Here is a 16,331-nt window from a genome sequence, read left to right as displayed (position 1 = left end):
AGTGGTGTGGAGTGGGAGGGGTGCGTACGGGGTGCGGGTGGAGCGGGAGGGCGTGCGGGCTACCAGCCGGCGGCGGCCGCCGTCACCTCGTAGGTGGCCGCCACGTTCACCATCTTCGGCAGCTCGTTCATGTCGATGACGATGGAGTACTCCATCTCCAGCGCGCTCAGCACGTCGATCAGCTTGAGCGAGTCCGCGCCCAACTCGTCCACGAACAGGGCGGTGTCGGCGAACTCGGTGTGGACGTCGATGTTCTCGGCGATGATTTCGCGGATACGGGCGAGGCGTTCGGGTGCAACCGTCGTCATTTCTCGTTTCCTCCGTTTTCCAGGCGTCCGGAAATCTGCTTCCGGCCAGAAAGCTAATGAGCGCCGATGACGGGTCGATGACGTTCAACTGACGTCTGGTTCAATCCAGTTGTTGCAGGCTGAGCGGGCGCAGATCGGTCCAGTTGGCCTCGACGTGGGCGACGGCGGAGGCCCGGTCGGTGGCCTCCAGCGCGACCGACCAGCCGGACGGGACGGCGGCGAAGGAAGGCCAGAGGGAGTGCTGGCCCTCCTCGTTGACGAGGACGAGGAAGGTGCCGTCCTCGCGGTCGAAGGGGTTGGCCATGGCGGTTCGCTCCTGTGGGTGCCGAGGTACGGGTTGTGGGCGGCGGGTCGGGGTCAGGGGTGGTCGGGCGGTTCGGGGGCGGCGAGCGCCGCGTCGAGGACGGCGGCGATCGCGGCGGCCGGGCCGGGGTCCAGCAGCTGCTGGTGGCCGGCGTCCACGTCGTGCGGGCGGACGGCCCGGCCGACGTACGGCTCCCAGCTCTTGAGCCTGAGGGCGCGCTCCTCCGGGGTGGGGCGGCGGGGGCCGCCGGTGGCCACGAAGAGGGTCATCGGGCAGTCGTCCAGGCGGTGCGGGGCGAAGCGTTGGAACAGCTCCAGGTTGTTCCGCATGACGTCCAGCAGGCGTTCCAGCAGGGCGGGTTGGAGGCCGGCCAGCGGGCCGTGGGTGCGGGCGAGGTGGGCGGCGACGGCCTGCGGGGTGAGCGGGGCGGTGGGGCCGACGGCGGCGGGGTCGGCGGGGGCGGGCCCGGCGCCGGCTTCGGCCAGGAAGTCGGCGAGGAACTCGGCGTCGCTCGGCCGGGCGCCGCGGGCGTCGTCGGGGTAGGCGTCCAGGTTGGCCAGCAGGGCCACCCGCTCGCCCGCGGCGCGCAGCCGGACCGCCATCTCGTGGGCGACCACCCCGCCGTAGGACCAGCCGAGCAGGTGGTACGGGCCGTGCGGCTGGATCGCCCGGACCCGCGTCAGGTACTCCTCGGCGACCTGGCCGAGGTCGGTGGGCAGCGGGCCGTCGTCGGACAGGCCGCGGGCCTGGAGGCCGTACACCGGCCGGGACGGGTCGAGGTGCTCGGCGAGGGCGGCGAAGGGCAGCGCGAAGCCGAGGCCGCCGTGCACGCAGAACAGTGGGGCGCGGCTGCCGGTGGGGCGGATCGGCAGGACGGGGGCGAGCGGGTCGAGGGCGGGTCGGTCGAGGGCGGGTCGGTCGAGGGCGCCGCCGGTGCGGAGGTCCGCGGGTCCGGTGGTGGTGGCGGCAGCGGCGGCCAGGGTCTCCAGGGTGCGGTGCTCGAAGACGTCGCCCAGGGCGAGCGGGAGGCCGGTCCGGGCGGCCGCGTTGACCAGCCGGATGGCCTTGAGGCTGTCCCCGCCGAGGGCGAAGAAGGAGTCGTCCGGGCCGACCCGGGGCAGGCCCAGGACCTCCTGGACGGCCGCGCAGAGCAGGCGCTCGGCCGGGGTCCGCGGGCCCCGGGTCGAGGCGGGGGCGGCGGCGGGCTCGGGCAGCGCGCGGACGTCCAGCTTGCCGTTGGCGTTCAGCGGCAGCTCCGGCAGTACGGCGTAGGCGTCCGGGACGAGGTGGCCGGGCAGTGAGCGGGCCAGGTGGCGCCGCAGTTCGGCCGCGGAGGGTGCCGGGCGGCCCTCGGCGGGCACCAGGTAGGCGACCAGCCGGCGCTGTCCGGTGGCGTCGGCGGGGGCCCGTACGGCGGCCCGGGCGACGGCCGGGTGGGCGGCCAGCAGGGCCTCGATCTCGCCGGGTTCGACCCGGAAGCCGCGGATCTTGACCTGCTGGTCGGCGCGGGCGACGTACTCGATCCGGTCGTGCCGGTCCCAGCGGACCAGGTCCCCGGTGCGGTACATCCGGGCGCCGCCGGGTTCGAAGGGGCAGGCGACGAAGCGTTCGGCGGTCAGTGCGGGCCGGCCCAGGTAGCCGCGGGCCAGGCCGGGGCCGGACAGGTACAGCTCGCCGACCACCCCGCGCGGCACCGGGTGCAGCGCCTCGTCCAGGACGTACGCGCCGGTGCCGCCGATCGGCAGGCCGATCGGCAGGCCGATCGGCAGGCCGATCGGCAGGCCGATCGGGACGGTGCCGTCGGCGCGGCCGAGGTCCTGGCCGGTGGCGAAGGTGGTGGTCTCGGTCGGGCCGTAGACGTGGTGGACGGTGGTGCCGGGCAGGGCGGCCCGCAGCCGGTCCAGGTGGTCCCGGGAGTGGGCCTCGCCGCCGGTGAGCAGGGCGCGCAGCGGGGCCAGGGCCTGCGGGCGGGTGTCGGCGAGGGTGTTGACCAGCTGGGTGGTGAGGAAGGCGACCGTCACCCCGGCCAGGGCCAGGAAGTCGGCCAGGGCCTGCGGGTCGGCGGGGCCGGGCGGCTGGACGGCCAGCCGGGCGCCGTGGGCGAGCGGGCCCCAGATCTCGAAGGTGGAGGCGTCGAAGGCGACCGGCGCGAAGTACAGGAAGGTGTCCTCGGCGGTCGGGGCCAGCTCCGGCAGGCCGAGCACCAGGCGGGCGGCGGCGCGGTGGGTGACGGCGACGCCCTTGGGGCGGCCGGTGGAACCGGAGGTGTGGATGACGTACAGCAGGTCGTCGGGGTGGACGGTGACCTCGGGGGCGGTGGCCGGCCGGGCGGCGAGCCCGGCCGCCGTCCCGGGGTCGTCCAGGACCAGCGGACGGACCTCCGGGGGCAGGGCGAGGTCCGCCAGGGAGCGCTGGGTCAGCAGCAGCCGCACGCCGCTGTCGGTGAGCACGCCGTGCACCCGCTCGGCGGGGTGGGAGGGGTCGATCGGCAGGTAGGGGGCGCCGGTGCGGGCGATCGCCAGCAGGGCGGTGACCACCGCCGGGCCCCGCTCCAGACGCAGCGCGACGGGTGCGCCGCGGCCGGCGCCGTGGGCGGTCAGCAGCTGGGCGAGGCGGTTGGCGTCGGCGTCCAGTTCGGCGTAGCTGGTGTGCCGGAGCCCGTCCGGTCCGGCGTGGACCAGGGCGACGGCCCGCGGGGCGGCGGCGATCCGGCGGTCGACCAGGGCGGTGAGGGTGGTCGGCGGTCCGGTCCTGGTGAGCCGGCGGGTGCCGAGGGCGAGCAGTTCGGCCTGCTCCTCGGGGGTGGTCAGGGGCGGCCGGGAGAGCGGGGCGGTGGGGTCGGCGAGGGCGGCGGCGAGCAGGCGCAGGTAGGCGTCGGCGATCCGGCGGGCGGTGGCGGGGGTGAAGAGGTCGGTGCGGTGTTCGAGGGTGAGGGCGAGGGTGGGCGGGCGGTTGGTGCCCCCGTCGCCCGCGGTGCCCCCGTCGCCCGCGGTGCCGTCGGAGCGGTGGGGGCGGTCGGTGGTCTCGGTGAACTGGAAGGAGAGGTCCCACTTGGCGGTGCGGAGCGGGACGGGCTCCTCGGAGAGGGTGAGTTCCGGGTCCTCGCCGGGGGCGGCGGTGCGGTGGTGGTGGCCGATCACCACCTGGAACAGCGGGTGCCGGGCCGGTGAGCGCTCGGGGTTGAGCGCCTCGACCAGCCGTTCGAAGGGCAGCTCCTGGTGCTGGTGGGCGGCGAGGTCCAGCTCCCGTACCCGCTCGGCGAGTTGGCGGAAGGACGGGTCGCCGGAGGTGTCGGTGCGCAGCACCAGGGTGTTGACGAACATGCCGACCAGGTCGTCGAGTTGTGCGTCGGTGCGGCCCGCGATCGGGCTGCCCAGCGGGATGTCGGTGCCCGCGCCGAGCCGGGTGAGCAGGGCGGCGAGGGCGGTGCGCAGCAGCATGAAGGGGCTGACCGCCCAGGCGGCGGCGGTGCGGTGCAGCTGCTCGACGACCCGCGGCGGGACGGTGGCCCGGTGGGCCGCGCCGCGGTGGTCGGTCCGGGGGCCGCGGGGGTGGTCGAAGGGCAGTGCCAGCTCGGCCGGGAGGTCGCGCAACCGGTCGCTCCAGTAGCGGAGTTGGCGGGAGAGCTCGCTGTCCGGGTCGTCCTCGGTGCCGAGCCGGCCGCGCTGCCAGAGGGTGTGGTCGGCGTACTGGACGGGCAGCGGCGGGAGTTCGGCCGGCCGGCCGTCGCGGCGGGCCCGGTAGCAGGCGGTGAGGTCGCGGGTGAGCGGGGCGAGCGACCAGCCGTCGGCGGCGATGTGGTGCAGCACCAGGGAGAGCACGTGCCGATCTGTGCCGAGGGTGAAGAGCCTGGCCCGGACCGGGAGTTCGCTTTCCAGGTCGAAGCGGCGGGCGGCCTCGGCGGCGAGTGCGGCGGGCAGGTCGGCCTCGGTGCTGCGGCTCACCGGGAGCGGGAGGACGGCCTCGGCGGGGTCGAGCACCCGCTGTTCGGCGACGACCGCGCCGTCGGAGTCGCGGCGGGGGAAGACGGTCCGCAGTGCCTCGTGCCGGGCCAGTACGTCCTGGAGGGCGGCGGCCAGGGCGAAGGTGTCCAGTCGGCCGGAGAGCCGGACGGCCAGCGGGAGGTGGTACAGCCCGTCGGGGGCGCCCAGTCGTTCGATGAACCAGAGCCGCTGCTGGGCGGGGGAGAGCGGGAGCACGGGCGGGCGGGGCCCGGCGGTGAGCGGGGTGCGGCGCGGGGCGGTGGCGGCGGCGGTGGTGCCGGTGGTGGTGCCGGTGTCGGCGGCCGTGGCCGTGGTGGCTGCGGAGGTGGGGTCGAGCCGGGCGGCGAGCCGGGCCGGGGTGGGGGCCTCGAAGAGGTCCCGGACCTGGAGTTCGACCCCGAGCTCGACGCGGGCCCGGTTGACGATCCGGGTGGCGAGCAGCGAGTGGCCGCCGAGGGCGAAGAACTCGTCGTCGGGGCCGACCTCCGGCAGCCCGAGCGCCTCGGCGAAGGCCGCGCAGAGCAGGTGCTCGGTGCGGTTGCGCGGGGCGCGGGCGGTGGTGGCGTACGCGGGGGCGGGCAGGGCGCGGCGGTCGAGTTTGCCGTTGGTGGTCAGCGGCAGTGCGGGGAGGACGACCACGGCGGCCGGGACCATGTGGTCGGGCAGCCGTTCGGCGGCGAACGCCCGGACGTCCTGGGCGAGTTCCGTCGTCCCGGGCGCGGCCGGGACGACGTAGCCGACCAGGCGCTGGTCGCCGGGCCGGTCCTCGCGGGCCAGTACGGTGGCCTCGGCGACCAGCGGGTGCCGGCCGAGGACGGCCGCGATCTCGCCCAATTCGATCCGGAAGCCGCGCAGTTGGACCTGTTCGTCGATCCGTCCCAGGTACTCCAGGGTGCCGTCCGGGCGCCACCGGGCGAGGTCCCCGGTGCGGTACATCCGGGCGCCGCCGGGTTCGAAGGGGCAGGCGACGAAGCGTTCGGCGGTGAGCGCGGGCCGGCCCAGGTAGCCGCGGGCCAGGCCGGGGCCGGTGACGTACAGCTCGCCTGGCACGCCGGGCGGGACCGGCCGCAGGGCGCCGTCCAGCAGGTAGGTCCGCAGGTCGGGGAGGGCGCGGCCGATCGCGCTGCCGCCCCCGGCGGGGGCCGGGGCAGTGGTGGTGCCGGCGGGGGGCGGTGCGGCGGACAGCTCGTGCCGGGTGACGTGCACGGTGGTCTCGGTGATGCCGTACATGTTGACCAGCCGCGGCGCGTCCTGCGGATGCCGGGCGTACCAGTCGGCGAGATCGCCCGGCTCCAGCGCCTCGCCGCCGAACACCACGGTACGGAGGGCGAGGCGGCGCGGGCGTTCGGCGTCGGCGCGGCTCAGCTGCCGGAAGGCGGACGGGGTCTGGTTGAGGACGGTGACCCGCTCCGCGGCGAGCAGGTCGAGGAAGGCGTCGGGGGAGCGCGAGACCTCGTACGGGACCACGACCAGGCGGCCGCCGGACAGCAGGGCGCCCCACAGCTCCCAGACGGTGAAGTCGAAGGCGATCGAGTGGAACAGCGTCCAGACGTCCCGCGGCCCGAAGCGGAACGGCCGCTCGGTGGCGTCCAGCAGCCGGACCACGTTGCGGTGCGGCACCACCACGCCCTTGGGGCGGCCGGTGGAGCCGGAGGTGAAGATGACGTAGGCCGGGTGGTCGGGGCCGACGGCGGTCACGGGGGCGGTGGCCGGGGCGGCGGTGAGGGCGGCGGCGGTCTCCGGGGCGTCGAGTTCGATCCTCGGGAGGTCGGCGCCGGGCAGCAGGCCGGCGGTGGTGACCAGCAGCAGGGGCCGGGCGTCCGCCAGGGCGTGGCCGGTCCGCTCGGCCGGGTGGGCGGGCTCCAGCGGCAGGTAGGCGGCGCCCGCCTTGAGTACGGCGAGGACAGCGACGACCAGCTCGGCGCCGCGCGGCAGGGCGACGGCGACGAAGGACTCCGGTCCGGCGCCGCGGGCGACCAGCAGGTGGGCCAGGCGGTTGGCGCGTTCGTCCAGTGCGCGGTAGGCGAGCCGGGCGTCCGGGGCGGTGACCGCGACGGCCTCCGGGGTGCGGGCGGCCTGCGCGGCGAACAGCGCGGGGAGGGTGGTGTTCCGGGGCGGCGGGGCGGCGTCGACCGGTGCGAAGGGTTGCGCGGCCGCTCCGGGCGTGCCCAGCCGGGCGAGCGGGGTGTGCGGGTCCTCGGCGACCTGCTCCAGGATGCGCACCAGCCGGTCGAGCAGCCGCTCCGCCCCGGCCGGGTCGAGGGCGGAGGGGCGGTGGCCGAGCCGGAGGTCCAGGCGCTCGCCGGGGAAGACGGTCAGGCTCAGCGGGTAGTGGGTGGCGGAGTGGATGCGGGCCGCGCTGACCGTGCCGCCGGAGTCCCGGTACAGCGCCGCCTCGTCCAGCGGGAAGCTCTGGAAGGCGAGCACGGTGTCGAACAGTTCGCCCCGCAGCCCGGAGGCGGCCTGCACCTCGGCCAGCGGCAGGTGCTCGTGCGGCATCATCGCCAACTGCTGGGCGGCCAGGGCGGCGAAGAGCTCGCTCGCGCGGCGGTCCGGGCGCAGGTCGGCGCGCACCGGGAGGGTGTTGGCGAACAGCCCGATCATCGTCTCGACCCCCGGCACCTCGGCCGGACGGCCGGAGGTGACCGTGCCGAACACCACGTCCTGGCGGCCGGTGAGCCCGCCGACCAGCAGGGCCCAGCAGCCCTGCACCACGGCGTTCAGGGTCAGGCCGTGGGCGCGGGCCCAGCCGGCCAGTGCGGTGGTGTGCCGCTCGCCCAGCAAACAGCCTACGGAGGAAGGGAGTTCGGGGCGCGAGTCGGTCGGCGGCAGGACCCGGACCGGGCCGTCCAGGTCGGCCAGCAGGCCCGCCCAGGCGGTGCGGGCGGCGGCCCGGTCGCGGCCGTCCAGCCAGCCGAGGAAGGACCGGTACGGCGCCGGCGCGGGCAGCGCGGCGGCGCCCGCCGGGTCACCCAGCAGGCCCAACTCCCGTACGGCGAGCGGGAAGGACCAGCCGTCCAGGACGATGTGGTGCGCCGACCAGAGGAACCGGTGGCGCCCCTCGCCGAGCCGGATCAGGGTGAACCGCATCAGCGGCGGCCGGGCCAGGTCGAAGCGGCGCAGCCGGTCCTCGCGGGTGAGCCGCCGGGCCTCGGCCTCCCGTTCGGCCTCCGGCAGGTGGGTGAGGTCCAGCAGCTGCCACGGGGGCTCGGTGTCCTTGAGCACGACCTGGACGGGTTCGCCGCTGCGGCGGTGGCGGAAGCAGGCCCGCAGGTTGGGGTGGCGGTGCAGCAGGGCGGCGGTGGCGGTGCGCAGGCGTTCGGCGAGCCGTTCGCCGTCGGCGGCGCCCGGGCCGTCCAGTTCGGCGACCAGCTGGAGGGTGTACAGGTCGGGTGCGGCCCGGTCGTAGGAGGCGAGGAACAGCAGGCCCTGCTGGAGCGGGGAGAGGGGCAGGACTTCGCTGATCCTTCCCGCCGGGCCGCCGGAGCCGCCGGAGCCGCCGGAGCCGCCGGAGTCGGGGGAGCCGCCGGCGCCGGGGGAGTCGGGGGTGTTCGCTCTCGGGCCGCTCGTTCCGGGGCCGCTCGTCACGACAGCTCCTCGTTCAGTTCGAGTTCCAGATCGGCCAGTTCTTCCTCGGACAGCTCGACCAGGCCGGCGCCGGGCTCCGCCGGGGCGGGCTCGACGGTTCCGGATCCGGCCTCCTCCGCCTCCTCGGCCAGCCGGGCGAGGGCGGCGGCGGTCTTGTGGGTGAAGACGTCCCGGGTGGTGAGGGTGAGTCCGGCCTTGCGGGCGCGGCTGACCAGTTGGATGGAGCGGATGCTGTCGCCGCCGAGGGTGAAGAAGTCCTCGTCGATGCCGACGGTGGGGGTGCCGAGGACCTCGGCGAGGAGCTCGCAGAGGATCCGCTCGTGCTCGGTGCGCGGGCCGCGGTGGCCGGTCCGTCCGGCGGGGTCGGGCTGGGGGAGGGCCTTGCGGTCGAGTTTGCCGTTGGGGGTGAGCGGCAGGGCGTCCAGGACCAGCCAGGAGGCCGGGACCATGTAGTCGGGCAGTCGCTCGGCCAGCCGGTGGCGGATCAGTTCGGGGTCGACCCCCGGGCCGGTGAGGTAGCCGATCAGTCGGGGGCTGCCGGAGGGGTCCGGGAGGACGGTGACGGCGGCGTCGGTGACGGGGGTGAGGGTGCGCAGGACGGCTTCGATCTCGCCGGTTTCGACGCGGCGGCCGCGGATCTTGACCTGGTGGTCCCGGCGTTCGATGAACTCCAGTTGGCCGTCGGGGCGTTGGAGGACGCGGTCGCCGGTGCGGTACATCCGGGTGCCGTGGCCGGCGAAGGGGTCGGCGAGGAAGGTCACCGCGGTGCGGGCGGGGTCGTGGAGGTAGCCCCGGCCCACGCCCGCGCCGCCGACGTACAGTTCGCCGGGGACGCCGACCGGGACGGGCTGGAGTTCGTCGCTGAGCACGTAGAGCAGGGTGTTGCGGACGGGGGAGCCGATCGGGACGCGGGTGTCGAGGCGGTCCGCCGCGGTCAGCACGGCGTGGGTGACGTCGTCGGAGCACTCGGTCGGGCCGTAGGCGTTCATCATCGGGACGTCGGGGTAGCGGCTGTGCCAGCGGCGGCAGAGATCGGCGGGCAGGGCCTCGCCGGTGACCACCAGCCAGCGCAGGGTGGGGAGTTCGGGCGCGTCGCCGTCGAGGTCCCAGGCGTCCAGGGCGGCCCGCAGCAGTGCGGGGACGACCTCCAGGACGGTGACGCCCTCCGCCCGGACCAGGGCGAACAGCGCCGTCGGATCGGCGGCCGTCGCGACCCCCGCCACGCGGACGGTGCCGCCGACCACCAGTGGGGCGAGCAGCTGCCAGACCGAGACGTCGAAGGTCAGCGGGGCGTTCTGGACCACGGTCTCGCCCGCCGCGAGGTCGAGGTCCCCGACCTTGGCCCAGAGGTGGTTCATCAGCCCCGAGCGCTGCACCATGGCGCCCTTGGGCTTGCCCGTCGAGCCGGAGGTGTACATCACGTACGCGAGGTCGAGGCCGGTGCCGATCGGCACCGGCAGAGCGGTGGCGGTGGTGGCGGCGGTGGCCGTGGCGGGCACGGGGGCGGTTCCGGTGGGCGGCAGCGCCAGCGGCAGGACGGTGACCGCGGTGGCGGCCGAGGCGGCCTCCGGGGCGCGGCAGCCCGCGCCGAGCAGCAGGTGGGTGGCGCCGCTGTCGGCCAGCAGGGCGGCGTTGCGGGCCGCCGGTGCGGCCGGGTCCAGCGGCAGGTAGGCCGCGCCGGCGCCGAGCACGCCGAGCACCCCGGCGACGAACGGCGCACCGGGCTCGGCGAGCATCGCGACCACCGAGCCGGTGCCGGCGCCCGCCGCGGTGAGGCCCGCGGAGAGTGCTCCGGCGGCTTCGACCAGCTCCCGGTAGCCGAGCGGGCCGTCGTCGTCCGTCACGGCGACGGCCTCCGGGGTGCGCCCGGCCACCGCGCGGACCCGTTCGACCACGCCGAGGCTCTCCTCGGGGAGCGTGGCGTCCCAGTCGCCGAGCAGGCCGCCGAGTTCGCCGGGGGTGGCGGTGCCGGTGAGGTCGGCCGGGGCGGTGACGTCGATCCGGGCGAGCGGCAGTTCGGGCTGCTCGGCGACGGTGCGCAGCAGGTGCAGCAGGACGGTCGCGAGCCGTTCGACCTCGGCCCGGCCGAACAGCGCCGGGTGGTGGTCGAGGCGCAGGCGGAGCGCCTCGCCGGGGTGGACGACCAGGCTGAGCGGGTGGTGCCGGGCGTCCAGGGCCTCGGCGTGCACCACCCGGGGGCCTGTGCCGCCGGCCAGGTGCCGTTCGTCCAGCGGGAAGTTCTCGAACAGCACCACGGTGTCGAAGGCCTCGCCGGTGAGCCCGGCGGCCTGGTGGATCGCGGCCAGGCCGAGGTGCTCGTGCGGGAGCAGCGCGGTCTGCTGGTCCTGGAGGGCGTGCAGCAGGTCGGCGAGCGGGGTGGCCGGGTCCAGCCGGGCCCGGACCGGCACGGTGGTGAGGAACATGCCGATCATCGACTCGACGTCCGGCACCTCGGCCGGGCGGCCGGAGGTGACGGCGCCGAACAGCACGTCCTGGCGGCCGGTGAGCCGGCCGAGCAGCAGCGCCCAGCAGCCCTGGACGACGGTGTTCAGGGTGAGGCCCCGGCTGCGGGCCCAGGAGGCCAGGGCGGTGGTCAGCCCGGCCGGCACCTCGGCGTGGACGGACCGCGGCAGTGCGGGGGCCGGGGTCCGCTCGGCGGGGACGAGCAGGGTCGGGCCGTCGAGTCCGGCCAGGGCGGCGCGCCAGGCCGTCCGGGCGGCCTCGCGGTCCTGGGCGGCCAGCCAGGCGAGGTGGTCGCGGTAGGGGGCGGGGTCGGGCAGCCGGGTGACGTCCGCGTCGGGGGAGGCGAGGGCGAACAGCTCGCGGACCAGCAGCGGCATCGACCAGCCGTCGACCAGGATGTGGTGGCTGGTCCAGACGAACCGGTGCCGGCCCTCGCCGTGGGTGAGCAGGGCGAAGCGCAGCAGCGGCGGGGCGGCGAGGTCGAAGCGGCGGGTGCGTTCGGCCTCGGTGAGCCGGGCCAGTTCGGCGGCCCGGGCGGGCTCCGGGAGGTCGGTCAGGTCGGCTTCGGACCAGGGGAGCCGGGCGTGTCGCGGGATCACCTGGACGGGTTCGCCGTCGGCCCGGGCGCGGAAGGCGGCGCGCAGGTTGGGGTGGCGGTCGAGCAGGGCCTGGCCAGCGGCGCGCAGGGCGGCCGGGTCGACCTCGCCTTCGAGGTCGGCGACGATCTGCAGGGTGTAGACGTCGACGGCCCGGGCGGTGGCGCGGCCGGAGGCGGTGGCGTCGTGGTCGGCGGAGGTGTCCCCGCCGGTGGTGTCCCCGCCGGAGGTGGCGTCGTGGTCGGCGTGGAAGAGCATGCCCTGCTGCAGCGGGGTGAGCGGCAGCACGTCGGCCAGTGCGGTGCCGGCCCGGGCGAGTTCGGCCTCGTACTCCTCGATCTCCGCCTGGTCGAGCCGGACCAGTGGGAGGTCGCTGGGGGTGCGGCCGCCGGGGCCGGCGTGGCGGGCGAGCAGGTCGAGGGCGCGGAACCAGGTCTCGGCGACGTCCCGGGCGTCCTCCTCGGCGACGGTCTGCCCGGCCCAGGCCCAGTTGGCGATCAGGTGGGGGCCGTCCGGCCGGTCCTCGGTGGCCGGGGTGACGTCCAGCAGGTGCGGCAGCGGCAGGCCGGGGTCGGCGCCGGTGCCGACCACGCCGTCCCCGCCGACCGGCTCCCAGTGGCCGCGGTGCCGGGCGTCGAAGCGGCCCATGTAGTTGAAGCCGATCTGCGGCCGGGGCCGGCCGGCCAGCGTCCGGGCGGCGTGCGGGTTGAGGTGGCGCAGCAGGCCGTAGCCGACGCCGCGGTCGGGCAGGGCCCGCAGCTGTTCCTTGATCCGCTTGAGCGCACCGGCCAACGCGGGCCCGCCGGACCACAGTTCGTCCCAGTCGGGCTCGCCGGGGTCGAGCCGGACGGGGAAGGCGGCGGTGAACCAGCCGACGGTGCGGGAGAGGTCGAGCCGGTCGTCGAGCTGTTCGCGGCCGTGGCCCTCCAGCTCGATCAGGGTGCGGGCGTGGTCGGGGTGGCCGTGGCGGCGGCGCCAGTCGGCGACGGCGATGGCGAGGCCGGTCAGCAGGACGTCGTTGACCTCGGCGTGGAAGGCCGCCGGGACGTCGGTGAGCAGGGGGCGGGTGGTCTCGGGGCCGAGTTCCAGGCGCAGGGTGCGCCGGGTGCCGTGCACGTCGGTCTCCGGGTCGAGCCGGTGGCTGCCGATCAGCGGGTCCGGTCCGTCCAGGGTCCTTTGCCAGTGGGCGAGTTCGGCGCCGCGGACCTGGGTGCGGGCCTGCTCGGCGAGCAGTCGGGACCAGGCGCGGTAGGAGGTGCCGACCGGGTCGAGGGCCGGGGTGCGGCCCTCGGCGAGCGCGGCGCAGGCGGCGGCCAGGTCGGGCAGCAGGATCCGCCAGGAGACGCCGTCGACGACCAGGTGGTGGGCGCAGAGGACGAGGTGCGCGCTGTCGGTGCCGGTGCCGGTGCCGGTGTCGCGGCCGGTGCCGCTGTCGCTGTCGCTGTCGGGCGCGGCGGGGATCAGTACGGCCTGGAGCATCACGCCGGCGCCCGGGTCCAGCCGGGCCAGGGCGGCGGTGGCCTGCCGTTCGGCGGAGCCCGGCACGCCGCCCTCGGCGTCTGCCGCGGTGGTGGCCAGCCGGATGCCGGCCAGGGCGCCGGGGGCCGGCACCTCCAGGTGCCACAGGCCGGGGGAGGGCTCGGTGGCCCGGGTGCGCAGCGCGTCGTGGTGGTCGGCCAGGGCGTGCAGGGCGGTGTCGAGCAGGTCGGCGTCCAGTCCGGCGGGGACCCGGACCACCACGTACTGGCCGTACGAGGCCACCAGGCCGTCGAGGCTGCCGGTGTCCTGGTGCAACTGGGCCGCGATCGGGGTGAGTTCGTACGGGCCGGTGCCGCCCTCGTCCTCCCGGCGGGCCGTGGGGTCGGCGGTGTCGCCGCCCGCGGCGCGGGCCAGGGCGGCGGCCGTCCGGTGGGTGAACATGTCCCGGGTGGTGAGGAGCAGCCCGGCCTTGCGGGCGCGGCTGACCACCTGGATGGAGCGGATGCTGTCGCCGCCGAGGGTGAAGAAGTCCTCGTCGATGCCGACGGCGGGGGTGCCGAGGACCTCGGCCAGGATGTCGCAGAGGAGCCGCTCGCGTGCGGTGCGCGGGCCCCGGCTGCCGTCCCGTCCGGTGGGGTCGGGCTGGGGGAGGGCCTTGCGGTCGAGTTTGCCGTTGGGGGTGAGCGGCAGGGCGTCCAGGACCAGCCAGGAGGCGGGGATCATGTACGCGGGCAGCAGCTGGGCGAGTTCGGCGCGTACCTGGTTCGGCCGGACGTCGGGGCCGGTGAGGTAGCCGATCAGTCGGGGGTTGCCGGAGGCGTCGGGGAGGACGGTGACGGCGGCGTCGGTGACGGGGGTGAGGGTGCGCAGGACGGCTTCGATCTCGCCGGTTTCGACGCGGCGGCCGCGGATCTTGACCTGGTGGTCCCGGCGTTCGATGAATTCCAGTTGGCCGTCGAGGCGTTGGAGGACGCGGTCGCCGGTGCGGTACATCCGGGTGCCGTGGCCGGCGAAGGGGTCGGCGAGGAAGGTGGTGGCGGTGCGGGCGGGGTCGTGGAGGTAGCCGCGGCCGACTCCCGCGCCGCCGACGTAGAGCTCGCCGGGGACGCCGACGGGGACGGGCTGGAGTTCGTCGCTGAGCACGTAGAGCAGGGTGTTGCGGACGGGGGAGCCGATCGGGACACGGGCGCCGAGTTCGTCGTCGACCGCGATGACGGCGTGGGTGACGTCGTCGGAGCACTCGGTGGGGCCGTAGGCGTTCATCATCGGGACGTCGGGGTAACGGGTGTGCCAGCGGCGGCAGAGGTCGGCGGGCAGGGCCTCGCCGGTGACCACCAGCCATTCCAGCGAGGGGAGTTCGGGTGCGCTGTCGTCGAGGTCCCAGGCGTCCAGGGCAGCCCGCAGCAGTGCGGGGACGACCTCCAGGACGGCGACGCCCTCCGCCCGGACCAGGGCGAACAGGGCGTGCGGGTCGGCGGCGGTCTCCGGGCCGGTGACCCGGACGGTGCCGCCGACCACCAGCGGGGCGAGCAGCTGCCAGACCGAGACGTCGAAGGTCAGCGGGGCGTTCTGGACGACGGTCTCGCCCGCCGCGAGGTCGAGGTCGTCGATCTTCGCCCAGAGGTGGTTCATCATCCCCGAGCGCTGCACCATGGCGCCCTTGGGCCGGCCCGTCGAGCCGGAGGTGAACATCACGTACGCGAGGTCCGATCCGCCGCCCAGGGCGGGCAGTTCGGCGGTGCTGTCGGCGTCGGCGGGGTCGGCCAGCGGCAGGACGGTGACTCCGACAGCGTCTTCCGGGGCCGGGCAGTCGGCGCCGAGCAGCAGGTGGGTGGCGCCGCTGTCGGCCAGCAGGGCGGCGTTGCGGGCCGCCGGTGCGGCCGGGTCCAGCGGCAGGTAGGCCGCGCCGACCGCCTGGACGGCCAGCAGCCCGGCGACGAAGGGCACCCCGGGCCCGGCGAGCATCGCCACCACCGTGCCGCGGCCCGCCCCGGCGGCGGACAGCCGGGCGGCCGCTCCGGCGGCCCGGGCGAGCAGCCCGCGGTAGTCGACCTCCTCGCGGCCGTCCCGGACCGCCACCGCGCCGGGGTGCTCGGCCGCGACGGCGCGCACCCGGTCCACCAGGCCCTGGTCGGGTGCGGCCGCGGTGTCCCGGCTGCCGAGCAGCCCCAGCGGCTCGCCGTCCGCTCCCAGGCCGATCCAGCCGAGCGGGCGGTCGGCGGGCATGGTGGCCAGGGAGCCCAGGAAGGTCGCGAACCGGGCCAGGTGGGTGGCGAGTTCGGCGGCGCTGTACATGGCGGGGTTGCCGTCGAGGTGGAGTTCCACGGTGCCGTCGGCGGCGTTCAGGACGGTCAGGATGAGGTCCTTGACGATGCCGGTGGACAGGTTGACCACCACGCCCCGGCAGTGCGGGCCGAAGGCCAGCTCCGGGTCCTGGTCGAGCACGTTGATGAACGGGCCGAAGGCGCGCCGGTCGTCGATCCGCAGGCCGATGTCCCGGCGGATCCGGTCCCCGCGGTAGCGCTGGTGCTGGAGGGCGCGGGCGACCTCGCGCCAGGCCGCGCGCAGCAGTCCGGTGCGGGTCAGCTCCGGCCGGATCGGCACGGCCAGCGGCAGGTAGTTGGCGAGCATGCCGGGGATCGCGCGGCTGACCGCGCCGACCCGGCCGGTGACCGGCAGGGTGAGCAGCGGCGCGGCGGCCCCGGTGGCCCGCTGGGTGTAGGCGGCCATCGCGGCGACCATCAGCACCGGCAGGGTGACCTTGCCGTCCTGGGCGAGGGCGTGCAGCGCGGCGGTGGTCTCCGGGGAGAGCCCGACGGTCTCGCGCAGGGCGACCCGGGCGGGGGCCGGCTCCTGCTCGGAGAGCGAGACCAGCTCGGGCAGCGGGCCGTGCCGGTCGGAGGTCAGGCGGTCGGTCCAGTAGTCGCGGTCCCGGTCGACCATCTTGGAGTCCAGGTAGCGGCGTTCGGCGTCCAGCAGCCGGTGGAACGGCGGCATCGCCGCGAGGTCCGTAGGGCCGGTTCCGGTTCCGGGGCCGGCCTCGGAGTCGGTCGCGGCGGCGAGCCGGGTGTAGCGCCCGGAGAGCTCGGGGTAGATCAGTCCGCGGCTGAAACCGTCCGCGAGGATGTGGTGCATGCACAGGTAGAGCAGGTGCCGTTCGGGTCCGAGCCGGATCAGCGCACCGCGGAACAGCGGGAAGTCGGTGACCTTCATCGGGTCGGCGTGGTCCGCCCGCATCCACTGCTCGGCGGCCGCCAGCGGCTCGGTGTGGCCGGTGAAGTCCAGCCGCTTCAACGGGAGTTGGGCGAGTGGGCGGATGATCTGGCCGGGCCCGCCGTCCTCCTCGACGAACTGCACCCGCAGCCCCTCGGCCTGGTGGCCCAGCTGCTGGAGGGCCCGTCCGAGCAGGTCGGGGTCGAGCGGCCCGTGCAGGTCGATGTAGTCCGCCATGTTGTAGGCCAGCGGCCCGGCGGCGAACTGCTCGTCGAACCAGATCTCGGCCTGCGCCGCGGTGAGCGGCAGGACCGCGCCCGGGTTCGCCGTCGTTGCTTCGTTCTCCGTCATCCTCGCCTCAGCCCGCGTCGAAATCTCTGGCAACTCTCGGAACCGT

At 76.0% G+C, this 16,331-nt stretch carries 4 protein-coding genes; all 4 read right to left on the bottom strand.

Going from position 1 to position 16,331, the window contains the following annotated elements; translation table 11 throughout:
* Nucleotides 1-59: 59 nt before the first annotated feature.
* The 4 genes from ACFC1T_RS13370 to ACFC1T_RS13355 all read right to left on the bottom strand — a co-directional run bounded on the left by ACFC1T_RS13370 (nt 60) and on the right by ACFC1T_RS13355 (nt 16,285).
* On the bottom strand, nt 60-308 hold the full coding sequence (locus ACFC1T_RS13370; RefSeq protein ID WP_375887537.1) for an acyl carrier protein: 249 nt from the start codon (nt 306-308) through the stop codon (nt 60-62).
* Between the two features lie 100 nt (nt 309-408).
* Nucleotides 409-612, bottom strand: coding sequence for an MbtH family protein (locus tag ACFC1T_RS13365; RefSeq protein ID WP_375887534.1), 204 nt, complete (start codon nt 610-612; stop codon nt 409-411).
* 53 nt (nt 613-665) lie between these two features.
* Nucleotides 666-8,183: an amino acid adenylation domain-containing protein gene (locus ACFC1T_RS13360; RefSeq protein WP_375887533.1), complete on the bottom strand. Its 7,518-nt coding sequence runs from the start codon at nt 8,181-8,183 to the stop codon at nt 666-668.
* Complete coding sequence (locus ACFC1T_RS13355) at nt 8,180-16,285, bottom strand: amino acid adenylation domain-containing protein (RefSeq protein ID WP_375887532.1); 8,106 nt, start codon at nt 16,283-16,285, stop codon at nt 8,180-8,182. Before ACFC1T_RS13355 ends, ACFC1T_RS13360 begins: the two co-directional genes overlap by 4 nt.
* Between the last annotated feature and the right edge of the window lie 46 nt (nt 16,286-16,331).

It is taken from the genome of Kitasatospora sp. NPDC056076 (genome assembly GCF_042266305.1).
Classification (GTDB): domain Bacteria; phylum Actinomycetota; class Actinomycetes; order Streptomycetales; family Streptomycetaceae; genus Kitasatospora.
The sequence above is the reverse complement of the archived record's forward strand: the minus strand, read 5'-3'. Positions and strand labels throughout refer to the sequence as shown.

What these genes read in the sequence shown, in the direction of transcription:
- ACFC1T_RS13370 (WP_375887537.1), bottom strand. Translation starts at nt 308, where the DNA reads ATGACGACGGTTGCACCCGAACGCCTCGCCCGTATCCGCGAAATCATC.
- ACFC1T_RS13365 (WP_375887534.1), bottom strand. Translation starts at nt 612, where the DNA reads ATGGCCAACCCCTTCGACCGCGAGGACGGCACCTTCCTCGTCCTCGTC.
- ACFC1T_RS13355 (WP_375887532.1), bottom strand. Translation starts at nt 16,285, where the DNA reads ATGACGGAGAACGAAGCAACGACGGCGAACCCGGGCGCGGTCCTGCCG.